Raw genomic sequence first — 15,196 nt, 5'->3', positions numbered from 1 at the left:
CCTGGGTGGTTTGCTTCTGTTTTCGCTGGCATCCGCGATTCGACTTACCCCTTCACGCGTCGCCCCTGTGCGGGGCAGCACCTACTTTTCTTTGCCGCGGCAAAGAAAAGTAGGCAAAAGAAAGCCGCTCACACCGCCAATTCTTGACGGTTTCCCACGGGCCCCCAACGGCCCCGTCCTGTTTCCGACATCGCTCTTCTCGATGCCCGCTGCCAATGCTTCGAATTGGCTCATCACCCGCTTCACGCTCCCGCGTCGTCACATGCACGATCGCATCGCCCACGTTCTATAGCGGCAAACTGTGTGTCGGATTTCGCGGCTTATGCGTTCCACTCCGGACTGAAAAGCACGAGCGGTGTCGTAAGAGCGCCGCGGTGTGAAGCATTACGACCTACACACAGTTTGCCACCTGGGCGGCGCAAATTACTCGCTGCCGCTGGCCGCGCTATGGGTGATTGAAGTGGGTGAGGCGCTCATTCAATGCGTTGGTAACGGGCAACGACTCGATGTGATGCCGTTTGAAGCGTAAGAACGGTTGGGGGCCCTCAGGCGATGGTCAAGAACGGGTGGTGTTAGCCCGCTTTCTTTGCTTACTTTCTTTGCGGCGGCAAAGAAAGTAAGTGCCGCCCCGCACAGGGGCAACACTAATAAACCAATAACATCGCGCGGATGCCAGCAACAACACAAGCAAACCACTCAACGCGTCGCGAAGACGAAACCCCTAAGCCCGAATCGAAAACCCTTGCAAGTAATCCAACCCAGCATCGCCACTCCACCTCTTGCCATCGATCAACAAGGAAGACGGCACATCAGCATGGACAGCCACCCCAACATTAGCGGCCGCACGGCAATAAACCTCTACCTGATTAACCTCACCAGCGATCCGTGAAAAGTCATCACGCCAGGCAGTCATCCCCCACCGCGCATACTGCATAAAAAACCAGACCCCTTCCGCCGGATGCGGATAATTCACAGCACCGTCTTCAAAGAACCGCACAGGCCGCCTCTTGTCATCGCACCCGGCAGCAACGAGCCGCGGAGCAACAAGATCAGCAGACACACCAACAAACTCACTAGCCGCGAGCCTGCGAGCAATCTCCACCCGATGCACATCATCATCAAGCCATCGGCACGCTTCCAGCATGGTCTGAACGAGCGCGAGTGCAGTATTCGGATACCGCGTGACAAAATCGCGCCTGCTCGCCAGCACTTTCTCCGGATGATCGGGCCACACCTCGCTTGAATAAGCCGCCGTTCGTCCCACGCCGCGCTCCTGCGCCACCGCATTCCACGGCTCGCCAACACACAAGCCATCGAGCCGGTCCTGCGCAAGCGCGTCGACCATCTGCGGCGGCGGAATCACCACGCTCTCGATATCGCGCAACGGATGCACACCCTGCGACGCGAGCCAGTAATACAGCCACATCGCATGCGTGCCCGTCGGGAAGGTCTGCGCGAAAACCGGCTTGCGCCCCAGCGTCGCGAGCGCGGCAGGCAGCGTCTTGTGTTCGTCGAGCGCGGCGGCGAGCCGGTTCGATACTGTGATCGCCTGACCGTTGCGGTTCAGCACCATCAGCACGGCCATGTCCGTTTGCGGACCGCCGAGGCCGAGCTGCACGCCGTAGACGAGGCCGTAAAGCGAATGCGCGGCATCGAGATCGCCCGATATCAGCTTGTCGCGTATCGCAGCCCACGACGGCTGCTTCAGCAGTTCGATCGTGAGGCCATGCGCATGGCCGAATTCGAGCAGCTTTGCGGCGACGAGCGGCGCGGCATCGCTGAGCGCGACAAAACCCAGCCGCAGGTGCGTCTTCTCCAGCTTGCCGGATTCGTCGGGGGAAGGGGTGTGGACAGTTGAGTTCATGAGCAGCGCTTCAATCTGGCAAGTCGGCTGCGGCGACGATCTGGCGCGCAACTTCGGCGAGCTTCACGCCCTGGTTCATCGCGCGCTTGCGCATCGTCGCGTAGGCGGCGTGTTCGGTCATCTTTTGCGAATCCATCAACATGCGCTTCGCGCGGTCGATCAGCTTGCGCTCGGCAAGCTCGTTCTCGGCCTGGGCGAGCCGCTCGCGCAATTGCGATTCCTGCGCGAAGCGCGCGAGCGCCACTTCAAGAATTGGCGCGAGCCGCTCCGTCGCGAGTCCTTCGACGAGATAGGCGGTCACGCCCGCGCCCACGGCGTCGCGTATCAACTGCTGGTTCGCGTCGTTGCTGAACATCAGCACCGGGCGCGGCGCTGTCGCGTTCATCACGGCAAGCTGTTCGAGCGTGTCGCGCGAAGGCGACTCGGTGTCGATGATGATCACGTCGGGCCGCTGACTTTCGACAGCCCGATGCAGCGCCTGCGGCGAAGCCGTGGCGGCGAGCATGTCATAGCCGAGCCGGGCGAGCGTGTCGCGCAACTCGCCAATCGGCTTGTCAGTATCGGTTACGAGCAAAACACGCAGCATGGATTGCCCGGCATGGAGTATTGGGGGTTACGCAGCTTCATTCGTCGGATTGCGGGTTCTGCAATTCGCTTTGCGGCAAGTGACGGTGGCGGTTGCCCGTGGCCGTGATCGTGCAGAAAGCGGCAGATACTCTGCAACTTATGTGCCATCCGTCGCGACGGCCATCAAGTTGCTGCGCAAAGCCGGAAGTGGGTATGAGCGCGTCTCGCCGCTGCACCGTGGCAGTGCGTTCCCCCGTATGTTGCACCTGTTTGGCGCGGCAATGTAGGTGAGCGCGTGAGCCCTGCGGCGACTGCAGGCTAGCTCACAAAGCGCGTTATCTGGAGCCGAGCCAGCGTGCGTAACTGCGCGGCGAAAACACGAAGGTCAGCGCGATCATCGCCGCGATGCAAGCCGCGAGCATGATCCACGCAGCCGTGAAGCCGCCCGTCAGATCGCGCAGGCGTCCCGCCACGATCGGCGAGATCGCCGCGACGATGAAGCCGACGCCTTGCACGAACGCCACGAGTTTTCCTGCGATGCGGTGATCGTCGGCATGATCGAGCGCCGTCACGAGTGTCAGCGAGAACGTGCCGCCAAGCCCCGCGCCCGCAATGGCGACCCACGCGAGCGGCAGCGTGTCCGGCAACGCGAGCAGTCCGACGATCCCGATGAGTTGCGCGCTCAGTCCCGCCACGAGCCACGGCCGGCGGTCGCGGAACGACGCCGCCGCAAGTGGCAGCAGCAGCGCGGACGCTGCCTGGAAGACGGTCATCGCCGCGAGCAGCGAGCCGCTGTGCGCGACGCTTGCGCCGCGCTGCTGATAGTACGCAGGCAACCATGCGACCAGCGTCGTGTAGCCGCCGTTGACGAGGCCGAAGTGCAGACCGAGCGCCCACGCGCGGCGCTTGCGCCACATCGCGACGCGCGACGCATGCGGCAGATGCGTGGCGGCATGCGCAGCGGCGTGTCCGTTGTCCGTCGACGCGAATCGCTGTAACGCCAACCAGCACGCGCAGGCGAGGGCGGCAGGCACGGCCCACATCGCGAGTCCCGCATGCCATGACCCCGTTGTCTGCGCGACGTAAGGACTGAGGCTCGCGCCCAGGCCGCCGCCGCCCATGATCGACGCGGAGAATAGGCCCATTGCAAGCGGCACGCGCGAGTGGAAACGCTGTTTCATCACGCCGGGCAGCAGCGCCTGAATCACCGCGACGCCGATGCCCGCCACGAGCGCCGTAACCAGCAATGCCGTGCCACTCGACGCGCCAAGACGCGCGCTGCACGCGACGGCAATCGCGAGCAGACCCAGCGCGACGCCGCGGGTCTCGCCGACCACGCGCGTGAGCAGCCCCGCGCCGAACGCGCCGAACCCCATCGCGACGACGGGCAGGCTGGTCAGCAGCGACGCGCCCGAAAAGCTCAGCCCGGTAGCTGCACGGATCGTCGCCATCAACGGACTGACGGACGTCAGCAGCGGCCGCAGATTGACGCCGATTGCGACGACCACCGCGAGCCAGAGCACGTCCCGCCACGATAAGGCCGATGTTCTCGGGCGTTGCGCAATGCGGGGAGTGTCGATGCCGGGCGTCTGGTTCACGGGTGTTCCTGCGGGTGAGTCGAAATCTTTGGTTAACCATAGTAACGTAAAATGGTTAACCATTAGATTCGAATCTGCTATCGCCGGTATTCGCGCGGATGTTTTCGGCGCACATGCGGATGAGGCGGCGCGCCGCTAAAATACGGCCGCCAGCCGCATCCTTCTCACTCGCACAACATGGCCACTCGCCCGAACACCCCGCCCGCCACCGACGACGACAACGTCGAGGACCGCATCTACGCATCGATCACGCTTGCGTTGCTCGAAGGCCGCCTGCGACCGGGCGCGCAGCTCGTCGAACGCGATCTCGCGGCCGCGTTCGGCTGCACGCGCGGTGCGCTGCGCAAGGTGCTCGCGAGGCTCGGGTTCGAGGGCAAACTGGTGCTGGAGGCCAATCGCGGCGCGTTCGTGCCGTCGCCGTCGGAAGAGGACGTGCGTCAGGTCTATCGCGCGCGGCAGATCGTCGAGGCAGGGATCATGACTGCGCTATGCGGCGCGCTGTCGGCGCAGGACAAGCGCGTGCTGAAGGCACACGTCGCCAGCGAAAAGAAGGCACTGAAGGAAGGCCGCCTCGATGAACAGGTGCGGCTCGCAGGGCACTTTCATGTGCTGCTGACCGAGATTGCGGGCAGCGCGGAGTTGCAGGGCTTCGTCGCGCAACTGGTCGCGAAGACGGAGCTGTACAAGGCGCTTTACGATCCGTCGAAGGGCACGACCTGCGCCGCCGACGAACACGCGCAACTCATCGACGCGCTCGACACAGGCGACCTGAACGCCGCGCTCGAAGCGATGCGCGCGCATCTGGCGGAACTGGAAGAGCGTGTCGTGACGCGCATGCAGACGAGCGCGAGCGACGATATGGGGATGGTGTTTCGAGGGTGAATCTGGAAGGTGAGTCGCGCGGCATGCGTTGCACATGCCGCATCTTCTTGCGATCGACAACGGCGTTGCGCGTCGTCGATTTATTCGCAGCATCCCGCCCGACTCACGGCGAGACACATGGCTGAGCAGCTACATAAGCGGCTACGTTAGCGGCGGCGCATCGGCGCGCCAGTACGCGGACCGCTGCTGCGTTCGTCCTTGTGACGGAAGTTGATGCGTCCCTTGGTCAGATCGTAGACCGACAGTTCGAGCGTGACGCGGTCGCCCGCGAGGATACGGATGTGATTCTTGCGCATGCGGCCCGATGCATACGCGCCTACCACGACGCCGTTATCCAGCGTGACGCGATAGCGGCTGTCGGGCAGTACTTCGTCGACGATACCGTCTAGTTCAAGCAGTTCTTCTTTCGCCATGCACTACTCCTGGTCGATGAGGGAAGGGTGCCGCGCGCGGCGCGCAGCCAGTCTTGCGCGGCAGAGCGAACGCTGCCGCGGCGATGCGTGTGAAGCTGTGATGCGCGCCTCGCGGCGCACACGATCAAAGATCGGTGACGCTTTGTCCGTCGACGCGGCCGTCGATCACTTGCGCTGCGTGCTCCATGCACGCGATACGCGCCTTGCCCGCGCCTTCGAACGGGCGGAAATACGCGAGGCGGAACACGCGGCCATCGGCAGCGGGATTGGCGCCGACGCGGCAGATGCGCACCGATGCGTCGTAGCCACTATCGATCGAATTGCGGCTCGGCACGCCATTGGCGGTGCGGCGCGGATAGATCAGCGGGTGAATTTCGTAACCCTTGTAGGTTTTGATGCCTTGAGTCGTCATATGCAAAATCCTGTCATGCGGCCGCCAGCGCGCGTCACTGCAACGAGCAGGCGCGGCGAAATGGCGGCAAGCGGCGCAGCACCATGAGGCGCGCCGCAATGGAAAAAGTCTCGCGCGAGCCGTAAGCGCTGGCTCGAACGGAACCGCGATCAACGCGGAACGATTGGAGAAAAATACGCTGATGCGCAGGCACCGAACGTAGCAAATGTCACCCGGTCTGGTTCAGACGCGCAGCAGATTAACCGGAGTAACGTGGCCGCCGGGTTGCCGCAGCATGAAGTTGCGCGACGACGGGACGGATGGGATGCAACGCAAACAGTGCAACACGTTAAAACGAACAGACGTTGACGCGTTGCAGTCAGGCAGTTGACGATTGATGCTGAATGAAGCGGGCAGAGCGCTGCGTTGAATATATTATGCCCTAAAAACAGGGCTTTGTGTAGCAGAAACTTTCATCGCGCTGCCATCGTGAAGCATACGCGTGCGGGGCGCAGCCGCGTGGCGCGGCGGCCATGGGCGTTCAGTCGGCGGTTTGCGTCATGCGTTTTTGCAGCTCGCGCGTGGCGGCGAGCGGAATGCGCGCGTCGTCCCACTTGGCCAGCCATTCGACTTCCTTCGACGTGAAAATCTGGCCGTGATTGCGCAGCGCATATTGCAGCGAATCGATGATGTGATTGCGAATGATCTCGGGCGTGCGTGCATCGTCGAGCACGGAACGAAACGCTTCGAGCGTAGCCATCGGTTGCCTCTTGTCGGTAAACGCTTGTGATAGACCTGTCTTTTATCGCACATCAAAAAGCGCACTGCCACGCCGACAAAATTCGCGCTCGCTGACAGGTGCGCCGCGCTGGGTATGCGCTTTGCGACGTGCATGGCGCTCGCTGTCCAGGCGATTCCACACGACTCGAGGAGCTTCATGGCACTGAAAACAATCGCGCCGCTCGCGCTATGGACGGTCACCCAGCTGGCGATTGCCGCGTCGGGCGATGCGTCTTGCGGCGTGCTGTCGGGCGCGGGTGCGGCGGCTGCGTCGGGCGTGTCAGGGGTGTCGGCCGCAAGCGGCTTTGCGTTGCGCGACGGCGAGCCCGTCGATTTCATCGCGGGCGGCAAGACGGTGCGCGGCACCTTGCATGTGTTGAAGGATGGTGGCGTCTATCGCGCGTACTGGCAGCCTCAAGGGCGCCCCGAGCGCTACGTGCTCGCGAATGCGGGTACGGACGCCGTGCGTCTGATCGCCACACCGGCGCAAGGCTCGCCCGCCACCGACGGCATGCCCGGCACCACGCTCAATCCGCAGCAGGTTGTGTCGTGCCCGGCGCTGTGAGCGGCCGTTAGCCTTTGGCGGGCCACCATGTCCAGCCGCGCTCGCCGCGTTGGAGTTCGACGATGGAAAGGGGCGGGATCTCGAAGCGCGTGAACGATGCGGAGGGCGCCTGCAGCACATGGATCAGTGCCGCGCGGATCACGCTTGCATGCGTGACGGCGATCACCGTGTCGTGCCGCGCGAAGTTGGCAGACGCATCGAGCCAGCTACCGACACGCAAGACCAATGCATCGAAGGATTCGCCGCCGTGCGGTGCGGCTGATGGCTCGCGCGTCCATGCGGCGAGCGCCTCGGGTTCTTCATTGGCTACTTCGAGCAGGCGACGCCCGCGCCAGCGGCCCACGTCCACGTCGGCGAGAGCGGGCGCGACAGTGGCGGCAAACCCAAGTGCGTTCGCTGTTTCCAGAGCGCAGAGAGCTGGACTGACAAGGACAACATCGGCCGCCGGCAACCCGGCATGCGATGCGCGAAACGCAGAAGCTTCGTCGATGGCGCGCGCATCGAGCGGATCGTCGGCGGGGAACGTGCCCTTGCGCTGCGCGGCTGTCGCCGGGTGGCTGATCAACAACAGGCGTGTGCGCATCGAGAGCCTTGGTCCGGGAGACAGGAAGCGGGAAGAAAGAAGAGAACGTCTCGCAGTTTAGCCGTAGAATAGACGCCACTCGAAGCGCGGAAGCCGGTGCAAGCCCGGCGCGGTCGCGCCACTGTAATCGGCAGTGCGTACACGAACATGCAGTACACAAGCCGGAAGCCAGACCCAAGCTTCGACTTCCCTCATCAATCGACTATCGGGGCGCGCAACCCCCTGGAGATGTCCGTCATGAACGACGCCGTTCTCGACCACGCCGGTCAGACCGAACAACCCGCCATCACGCCGATTCCGCTGCGCGAGCTGCTGCCGTGGATCGTCTTCGGTGGCCTGCTGATGCTGCTCGCCCTCTATTTCGTCGGCGCCGAACAGGGCGCGACGTCGCTGATTCCCGGCATGTACGTGCATGAATTCGTGCACGACGGCCGCCATCTGCTCGGCTTTCCTTGCCACTGATCGCGTAGGGGAGTCATCACCATGGTTGGGAAGTTGTTGATGCGAGGGATGCTCGCAGGCATCGTCGCGGGCTTGCTGACGTTCGCGTTCGCGCGCGTCGCGGGCGAACCGCTCGTCGATACCGCGATCGCGCTCGAAGAAAAGATGCACGCCGCGCACGAACACGATGAAGCCGGCGCCGGCGGTCACGATCATGACGAGGAACTCGTCAGCCGCGGCACGCAGGCAGGCCTCGGGCTGCTGACGGGCGTGGTCGCGTATGGCATGGCGTTCGGCGGGCTGTTCGCGCTGACCTTCGCGTATCTGCATGGACGCGCGGGCAAGTTGAGCGCGCGCGCATTGTCTGCGTGGCTCGCGCTCGGTGCTTATGTGGCCGTCGTGCTGGTGCCGACCATCAAGTATCCGGCGAATCCGCCATCCGTCGGCGATCCCGATACGATCGGCACGCGCACCGGGTTGTTCTTTCTGATGATCGTCACATCGCTCGTCGTGATGGTGTTCTCGATGAAAGTGCGCAAGCATCTGGTGCCGCGCCTCGGCCACTGGAATGCGGCGATTGCGGGCGGGGTGGTGTTCGTCGCGATCATCGCCGCGATCCAGATCGCGCTGCCGACGGTCAACGAAGTGCCAGACGCGTTCCCAGCTACCGTGCTGTGGAAGTTCCGCGTCACGGCGCTCGGCATGCAGGCGATCATGTGGGCCGTGATCGGGCTGCTGTTCGGCGCGCTGGTCGAACGCAGCGAGCGTATCGCGCGTGCGTCCAATGCGGCGGCGCGCAAGTCGGCTTATCTGTAACGCTTCTTGTGCTCGCCCGCGTATGTATGCGCGGGCGAATCGCCTTCCTCAGTTCACGCAGCCATTTCCAGAAACCGCGCCAGACACGGATTGCGGTTGGATGGCGACCACACGAGCATCTGCGAAATGGTCGGCGCGTTGGCGAGCGGCCTGAACACGACGCCCGCCAGTTTCGCCTTGCGCATCGACTCCGGCACCAGCGCAATCCCGACGCCTTCATCGACCAGACTCAGCACCGTCTGCTGCAACTGCACCTCGAAACGCACGTCGGGCGCGAAGCCGCCCTGCGCGCAGTGGTCGACGATGGTCGCGCGAAAGCTCGGCGACACCGCTTCGGATGCCATCACGAACGGCTCGCGCGCGAGTTGTGCAACGTCGATTTGCCGCGCGCGCGCCAGCGGATGATCGCGCGACAGCGCGACGCACAGCGGCTCGGTGAAGATCGCGCGGGTATCGAGACCTTTGTTCGGCGCGCCAGGAAACATGATCGCCGCATCGATCTGGCCGCTCAGCACCTGCGAGGCCAGATCGTTCGAGACGACTTCGCGCAGGTTGAGCGCCACATCGGGAAACGCATCGCCATAGACACGCGCGTAGGCGGGCAGCACGCTGTAGGTCGCGCACATCGTGAAGCCGATGGTCAACTGCCCGCTATCGCCGATCGCCGCCGCACGCGCATGCTTCGCCGCCTGTTCAATCGACGCAAGAATGGCCTTCGCGTCTTCGTAGAAACGCTCGCCGGCCGCCGTCAGCGTGACGCTGCGCGGATTGCGCTCGATCAGCGTGACGCCCAGCGACGCCTCCAGCGCAGCCAGCTGGCGGCTGAGCGGCGGTTGCGACAGGTTCAGCCGCGCGGCCGCGCGCCCGAAATGCCGGGTTTCGGCGAGCGTGACGAAGTAGCGAAGCGGCTTCACGTCGATCATGATGCAAAAAAGGTATTGTCGAGGGATTGATTCGGCATTGGATTGTATAGGTGTAAACGCTTACCCTTGCGCGTTTCCGTCATCTTTGCCTTCGTTGCCGCAACTTCATGCTGTCTACGCTCGAAATCCTGCTGCCCGTCTTCGCACTGATCTTCGCGGGCTACTTCTGCCGTCGCCGCAATCTGCTCGGTCCGACGGCCGCTTCCGAACTGAACCGCTTCGTCGTCTGGCTCGCGCTGCCCGCGCTGCTGTTCGACACGATGGCGCATTCCACCTGGCATCAGCTCGATCAGCCTGCGTTCATCGCGACGTTTTCGATTGCCTGTGCGGGCGTGTTCGTCGTCGTGCTGCTGGTGCGTCTTGTCAGCGGCCGTCATCTTGCCGATGCGAGCGTCGACGCGATCGCGGCGTCGTATCCGAATACGGGCTATATCGGCTTTCCGCTCGGGCTGCTGGCGTTCGGCAAGGCAAGCCTCACACCGACGACGATCGCGACGATCATCGTCGCGTGCGTGCTGTTCGCGTTTGCGATCGTGCTCATTGAGATTGGTTTGCAGACCGAGCGCACGCCGCACAAGCTCGGCGCGAAAGTGGTGTGGCGGCTGTTGAAGAATCCGCTGATCGCGTCGCCGATTCTCGGCGTGCTCGCGGCGAGCGCGAATCTGACGATGCCGCAGAGCGTCGAGACCTTCCTGAAGCTGCTGAGCGGCGCGGCGAGCCCGTGCGCGCTGGTGAGCCTCGGGCTGTTTCTCGCCGCGAAGCGCCCGGCTGCGGAAGAAGCGGCCGAGCCGATCACGTCGTTCGTGCTGACGGCCATCAAGCTGATCGCGCAGCCGGCGCTTGCGTGGTGGATCGCGGCGCGTGTGTTCGCGCTGCCCGCGCCGATGGTCGACATGGCCGTGCTGCTCGCCGCGCTGCCGACGGGCACGGGGCCGTACATGCTCGCCGAGTTCTACGAGCGCGAGGCGCACATCACGTCGCAAACCATTTTGCTGTCGACGCTCGGCTCGCTGGTTTCGCTGTCGCTGCTGCTGTTTTATATGCACGCACCGGGTTGACACCCGCCGGCTGATCGATTGTCGCGGTCTCGCAACGCGCCGAAATGAGCAGTGGTCTGCTCATTTTTTTCGTCTTACACTCGCTCGAAGTTCCATATAAAGATTAACGTTTTATATATGGAACAAAACAAAGCCGAGAGCCAGAAAGGCGACGGCGAAAACACGCAGACTGCGAGAGACCAGACGACATGAAGACCTTGACCATCAACGCCCGGATTGCGACGACGATCGCGTTTCTCGGCGTGCTGCTGATCGCGACGGGCGCGCTCGGCATTTTCGGCATGGCGAAAAGCAACCGGGCGCAGCGCGAAGCCTATGAGGTCAATTTCGCGTCGGTGGTCGCGCTCGGCCGCTCGGGGACGGCGATGTCGCGGGCGCGCTTCGGCCTCGACTGGGCGATGAGCAATCCGCATTCGCCGCAACTCACCGAACAGCTGAACCGCGCGAAGCGCCTGCTGGGCGACGCCGACAAGGCATGGTCCGAGTTCCGCGCACTGCCGAAGACGCCCGAACTGCAGCAACTCACCGACGATCTCGATACCAGACGCACGGCTGTGCTGCGCGACGGCATCGACCAGCTGATCCAGGCGATTGGCAGCGGCGACACGAGCTGGATGGACGAAAGCCGTGCGAATCATCTGATCGGCCTGTATTCGGCAATGAACGCGAGCCAGGGCGCGCTCGAAAAGTATCTGGACGATGCCGCGCAGCAGGCCGCTGACCATTCGACGGCAACCTTCAAGGCGCTGCTGACGGCGTGTATCGCGAGCATTGTGGTTGGGCTGGGCGTCGCGTTTCTGAGCTGGCGCGCGTTGCGCCGCGCGATCATGTCGCCGATGCGCGATGCGCTCGGCCAGTTCGACGCGATTGCATCGGGCGAACTGCGCACGCGCGTCGCGATCCGTTCCGAGGATGAAATGGGCACGCTGCTGCACGGTCTCGCGACGATGCAGGACAAGCTCGGCGCGACGATCACGACGGTGCGCAAAGGCTCCGATTCGATCGCGGCCGCGACACAACAGATTGCGGCAGGCAATCTCGATCTGTCGCAGCGTACGGAAGAGCAGGCCGCGTCGCTCGAACAGACGGCGGCGGCGATGGACGAACTGACGTCGACGGTGCAGCTGAACGCCGAGAATGCGCAGCACGCGAACCAGCTGGCCGAAGATGCGTCGTCGATGACGGCGCGCGGGCGCGAAGCCGTCGGCAGTCTCGTCGAGACGATGCATGCGATCGACGCCGGCTCTTCAAGGATGACGGGCATCATCACGGCGATCGAAGGGATCGCGTTTCAGACCAACATTCTGGCGCTGAACGCAGCCGTCGAGGCGGCGCGGGCGGGCGAGGAAGGGCGCGGCTTTGCGGTCGTTGCGGGCGAGGTGCGCAGTCTCGCGCAACGCTCGGCGGCGGCCGCGAAGGAGATCGGCGTGCTGATCGCGGATTCGACCGCGCGGGTCGCGCATGGCGCGCAGATCGCGAACGGCGCGGGCGAAACGATTCGCGAGATCGAAGCGGCGATATCGCGTGTCGCGAAGATCGTCAGCGAGATCGCGACGGCGTCGCAGCAGCAAAGCGACGGCATCAAGGAAGTGAGCCTCGCCGTCACGCAGATGGATGAAGTGACGCAGCAGAATGCCGCGCTCGTCGAGGAGAACGCGGCGACCGCGGCCGCGCTGGCGGATGAGGCGAAGCGGTTGAGTGAACTGACGGCGGCGTTCAGGGTGGAGGGGGAGGTGTTGGCGTGAGTTGGGCGCTCACCCAAACCGCTCCGCCCGATAAGGCCGCGGATCGGTGAACGTCTGCCCGCCCGTCATCATCTCCGCGAGCAGCCGTCCTGTCACAGGCCCAAGCGTCAGCCCATGATGGTTGTGCCCGAACGCGAACCACAGCCCGCGATGACGCGGCGCCGGACCGATCACAGGCCGCATGTCCGGCGTGCAGGGCCGCATGCCGAGCCACGGTTTTTCATCGACGCGTTCGCCCAGCCCAAACGTCGCCCGCGCGAGCGGTTCGACGCGTTCGAGCTGAATGCCTGTCGGCGGCGCGCCGCGTTCGGCGATCTCGACGCCTGTCGTCAGGCGCAGGCGATTGCCGTCCATCGGCGCGATCACATAGCCGCGTTCGGTATCGACGACTGGTAACGACAACATCTGCCGTGCGGGCCGGTAATGCATGTGATAACCGCGCTTGGCTCGCAGCGGAATGCGATAGCCGAGCGGCCCGAATACCGTATCGGACCACGGCCCGAGCGCGAGCACGACTTCCTTTGCGCTGAGCGTGCCTTGTTGCGTTTCAACCGTCCACGCATCACCCGATGCGCGCAGGCTCGTCGCATCGCCCTGGATGAACGTGCCGCCGTTCATTTCGAAGAGGCGCGCATAGCCTTTCACCAGCGCGCCCGGATTCATCACGCTCTTCGGATCTTTCCAGTGAATCGCGCCGCAAATGCCTTCACCGATTGACGCTTCCTGCGCACACAGCGCAGCGGTGTCGAGCACGCGCACGTGCAGACCGTGTTCGCGAATCGCGTCTTCCGACAGCTTCGCTTCACGCTCGAACGCCTCGCGGGTGCGAAACGCCTCGATCCAGCCGCCGTCGTGCACGAGCGCGCCGACGCCCGCGCGCGCGATCAGCTTGTCGTGTTCGTCCACGCACGCGCCGATCAACGGCATCATGTCGCGCGCGGCGGCCGCGAGACGCTGCGGCGACGATTCCCACCAGAAGCGCGCGAGCCACCCCGCGAATGCGGGCAGCGCCTTGTAGTCCCAATAGAGATCCGTCGACTGATTGCGCGCGTAACGCAGCAGCGTGCCGAGCTTGCGCGGAAAACCGTACGGCACGATCGACGAGCGCTCGATCAACCCCGCATTGCCGAAGCTCGTTTCCTCGCCTGGCGCGCGCCGGTCGACGAGCGCAACGCGCCGTCCGCGATCCTGCAGATGCAGCGCCGACGACACGCCGACGATGCCGGCGCCCAGCACGATAACGTCGAAATCCATAACGATCGAAACTCTGTGTGTTGATGCCTCGGAAGCGCAACGAGCGCGTGTCGCCACGCGCTCGCGCATCGGGTCGAAGCCGGCGGCTCCGGCCCAGCAGCGTATCACTTCGCGATAATGTCGCGCTTGAAGTACTTCTGCGAGAGCGCCGTCAGCGTGCCGTCCTTCTTCAGGTCGGCGAGCGCGGCATCGACCTTTGCCTGCAGCGCCTTGTCGCCCTTGCGCAGACCGAAGCCCGTGCCTTCGCCGAGCGTCGCCGGATCTTTCAGCGGCTCGCCGACCATCTCGTAGCCCGCGCCCGCCGGTTTGCCCAGGAAACCGTCCTGTGCCGTCTGTGCTTCCTGCACGGCGGCGTCCAGCCGGCCTGCGACGAGGTCCGCGTAGACCTGATCCTGGTCCTGATACGACACGACCTGCACGCCCGCGTTGGCCCAGTACTTCTTCAGGAAGTCTTCCTGCGACGAGCCCTGCAGCACGCCGACGTGCTTGCCTTGCAGGCTCTTCACATCGGGCTTCAGGCTGGAGCCGCGCTTCGCGATCATCACGATCGGCACGACGTAGATAGGCGGCGTGAACGCGATGCTTTCCTTGCGCTTGGCCGTGATGTTCATTGCCGAGTTGATCACGTCGAACTTGCGCGCCTGCAGTGCCGGGATCAGGCCGTCGAACGCGTTTTCGACCCATACGCATTTCACTTTCATCTTTGCGCAGACAGCGTTGCCGACGTCTATGTCGAAGCCTTCAAGCTGGCCCGTCGCGGTCTTGCTTTCGAACGGAGGATAGGCGGCTTCGATACCGAAACGCAGCGTGTCGGATGATTGCGCGCAGGCGGCGCCCGCTGTCATCGCGAGGACGGCGGCGGCGAAGGAGAGCTTCAGGGTCATGACGGTTCCTGTCGGTTAGGCCACGCGCTGCGTGGGGTGTTTGTGGATTTAAAGTCTAGTATGGACTTTATAGACTATTTGAGTCTAGTGGTCAAAAATACTGTTTTTGGGGCAGGGTTTGGTTGGGTTTTGTCTTCGCGACGCTTTGAGTGGTTTGCTTTTGTTTTCGCTGGCATCCGCGATGCGTCTACGCGGCGCAGGCGTTGCCCCTGTGCGGGGCGGCACTTACTTTCTTTGCCGCCGCAAAGAAAGTAAGCAAAGAAAGCGGGCTAACACCGCCCGTTCTTGACCTCCGCCTGAGGGCCCCCAACAGTTCCTCCACTTCACACGGCGTCCTGCCATGCAATGCCCGTTGCCAGCGCCTTGAATGAGCGCCTCACCCACTTCAATCACCCGTAGCGCAGCCAGCGACAGCGAATGGTCACCGCCGCC

Annotated in this window: 17 protein-coding genes and 1 riboswitch; of the genes, 7 read left to right on the top strand and 10 right to left on the bottom strand. The window is 63.8% G+C overall.

Translation table 11 applies throughout. The features are described from left to right. The first annotated feature begins 376 nt into the window (after positions 1-376). A complete protein-coding gene (locus G3O01_RS16875) occupies positions 377-529 on the top strand; it encodes a hypothetical protein (protein WP_205806278.1) in 153 nt (50 codons plus the stop codon). Between the two features lie 192 nt (positions 530-721). On the opposite strand, the gene G3O01_RS16870 is transcribed toward G3O01_RS16875, so the two are convergent. The 3 genes from G3O01_RS16870 to G3O01_RS16860 form a co-directional block, all read right to left on the bottom strand. After that, positions 722-1,864 (bottom strand): CmpA/NrtA family ABC transporter substrate-binding protein, encoded by a 1,143-nt coding sequence (locus G3O01_RS16870; protein ID WP_205806277.1) that lies wholly within the window; start codon positions 1,862-1,864, stop codon positions 722-724. 10 nt (positions 1,865-1,874) lie between these two features. Further along, positions 1,875-2,450: an ANTAR domain-containing protein gene (locus tag G3O01_RS16865; protein WP_205806276.1), complete on the bottom strand. Its 576-nt coding sequence runs from the start codon at positions 2,448-2,450 to the stop codon at positions 1,875-1,877. A gap of 316 nt (positions 2,451-2,766) precedes the next feature. Further along, complete coding sequence (locus tag G3O01_RS16860) at positions 2,767-4,029, bottom strand: cyanate transporter (RefSeq protein ID WP_205806275.1); 1,263 nt, start codon at positions 4,027-4,029, stop codon at positions 2,767-2,769. 177 nt (positions 4,030-4,206) lie between these two features. Here G3O01_RS16860 and G3O01_RS16855 point away from each other — a divergent pair, with 177 nt between their 5' ends. Further along, positions 4,207-4,911 carry a GntR family transcriptional regulator gene (locus G3O01_RS16855; protein WP_205806274.1) on the top strand — a complete coding sequence of 235 codons (705 nt, stop codon included), beginning with the start codon at positions 4,207-4,209 and terminating at the stop codon, positions 4,909-4,911. A 146-nt stretch (positions 4,912-5,057) separates the two neighbouring features. Here G3O01_RS16855 and infA read toward each other — a convergent pair whose 3' ends face one another. From infA to G3O01_RS16840, 3 genes are all read right to left on the bottom strand, one after another. Then, a complete protein-coding gene (gene infA, locus G3O01_RS16850; RefSeq protein ID WP_205806273.1) occupies positions 5,058-5,324 on the bottom strand; it encodes a translation initiation factor IF-1 in 267 nt (88 codons plus the stop codon). Positions 5,325-5,448: 124 nt separating this feature from the next. Further along, positions 5,449-5,736, bottom strand: coding sequence for a hypothetical protein (locus G3O01_RS16845; protein ID WP_205806272.1), 288 nt, complete (start codon positions 5,734-5,736; stop codon positions 5,449-5,451). Between the two features lie 520 nt (positions 5,737-6,256). Next, positions 6,257-6,475: a hypothetical protein gene (locus G3O01_RS16840; protein WP_205806271.1), complete on the bottom strand. Its 219-nt coding sequence runs from the start codon at positions 6,473-6,475 to the stop codon at positions 6,257-6,259. Between the two features lie 177 nt (positions 6,476-6,652). Between G3O01_RS16840 and G3O01_RS16835 the strand changes: the two genes are divergently transcribed. After that, positions 6,653-7,060, top strand: coding sequence for a hypothetical protein (locus tag G3O01_RS16835; protein WP_205806270.1), 408 nt, complete (start codon positions 6,653-6,655; stop codon positions 7,058-7,060). A 7-nt stretch (positions 7,061-7,067) separates the two neighbouring features. Here G3O01_RS16835 and G3O01_RS16830 read toward each other — a convergent pair whose 3' ends face one another. Then, on the bottom strand, positions 7,068-7,643 hold the full coding sequence (locus tag G3O01_RS16830) for a histidine phosphatase family protein (RefSeq protein WP_205806269.1): 576 nt from the start codon (positions 7,641-7,643) through the stop codon (positions 7,068-7,070). A gap of 88 nt (positions 7,644-7,731) precedes the next feature. Beyond that, positions 7,732-7,817, top strand: a riboswitch (cobalamin riboswitch). Between the two features lie 63 nt (positions 7,818-7,880). On the opposite strand from G3O01_RS16830, the gene G3O01_RS16825 reads away from it, so the two are divergent. Both G3O01_RS16825 and G3O01_RS16820 read left to right on the top strand, forming a co-directional pair. Further along, on the top strand, positions 7,881-8,105 hold the full coding sequence (locus G3O01_RS16825; RefSeq protein ID WP_205806268.1) for a CbtB domain-containing protein: 225 nt from the start codon (positions 7,881-7,883) through the stop codon (positions 8,103-8,105). A 21-nt stretch (positions 8,106-8,126) separates the two neighbouring features. Further along, complete coding sequence (locus G3O01_RS16820; RefSeq protein ID WP_205806267.1) at positions 8,127-8,900, top strand: CbtA family protein; 774 nt, start codon at positions 8,127-8,129, stop codon at positions 8,898-8,900. 53 nt (positions 8,901-8,953) lie between these two features. Here G3O01_RS16820 and G3O01_RS16815 read toward each other — a convergent pair whose 3' ends face one another. After that, the gene (locus tag G3O01_RS16815) at positions 8,954-9,823 is read right to left on the bottom strand and encodes a LysR family transcriptional regulator (protein WP_205806266.1); all 870 of its coding nucleotides are present in this window, start codon (positions 9,821-9,823) and stop codon (positions 8,954-8,956) included. Positions 9,824-9,930: 107 nt separating this feature from the next. On the opposite strand from G3O01_RS16815, the gene G3O01_RS16810 reads away from it, so the two are divergent. Continuing rightward, positions 9,931-10,881, top strand: coding sequence for an AEC family transporter (locus G3O01_RS16810; RefSeq protein WP_205806265.1), 951 nt, complete (start codon positions 9,931-9,933; stop codon positions 10,879-10,881). A gap of 188 nt (positions 10,882-11,069) precedes the next feature. Then, entirely contained in the window at positions 11,070-12,626 is a 1,557-nt protein-coding gene (locus G3O01_RS16805) for a methyl-accepting chemotaxis protein (RefSeq protein ID WP_205806264.1), read from the top strand. Positions 12,627-12,635: 9 nt separating this feature from the next. On the opposite strand, the gene G3O01_RS16800 is transcribed toward G3O01_RS16805, so the two are convergent. Next, a complete protein-coding gene (locus G3O01_RS16800; protein ID WP_205806263.1) occupies positions 12,636-13,880 on the bottom strand; it encodes an FAD-binding oxidoreductase in 1,245 nt (414 codons plus the stop codon). Between the two features lie 104 nt (positions 13,881-13,984). Beyond that, a complete protein-coding gene (locus G3O01_RS16795; RefSeq protein ID WP_205806262.1) occupies positions 13,985-14,764 on the bottom strand; it encodes an ABC transporter substrate-binding protein in 780 nt (259 codons plus the stop codon). Positions 14,765-15,196 lie beyond the last annotated feature (432 nt).

This window comes from Burkholderia sp. Ac-20365, from assembly GCF_017104715.1.
Classification (GTDB): Bacteria; Pseudomonadota; Gammaproteobacteria; order Burkholderiales; family Burkholderiaceae; genus Paraburkholderia.
The sequence above is the reverse complement of the archived record's forward strand: the minus strand, read 5'-3'. Positions and strand labels throughout refer to the sequence as shown.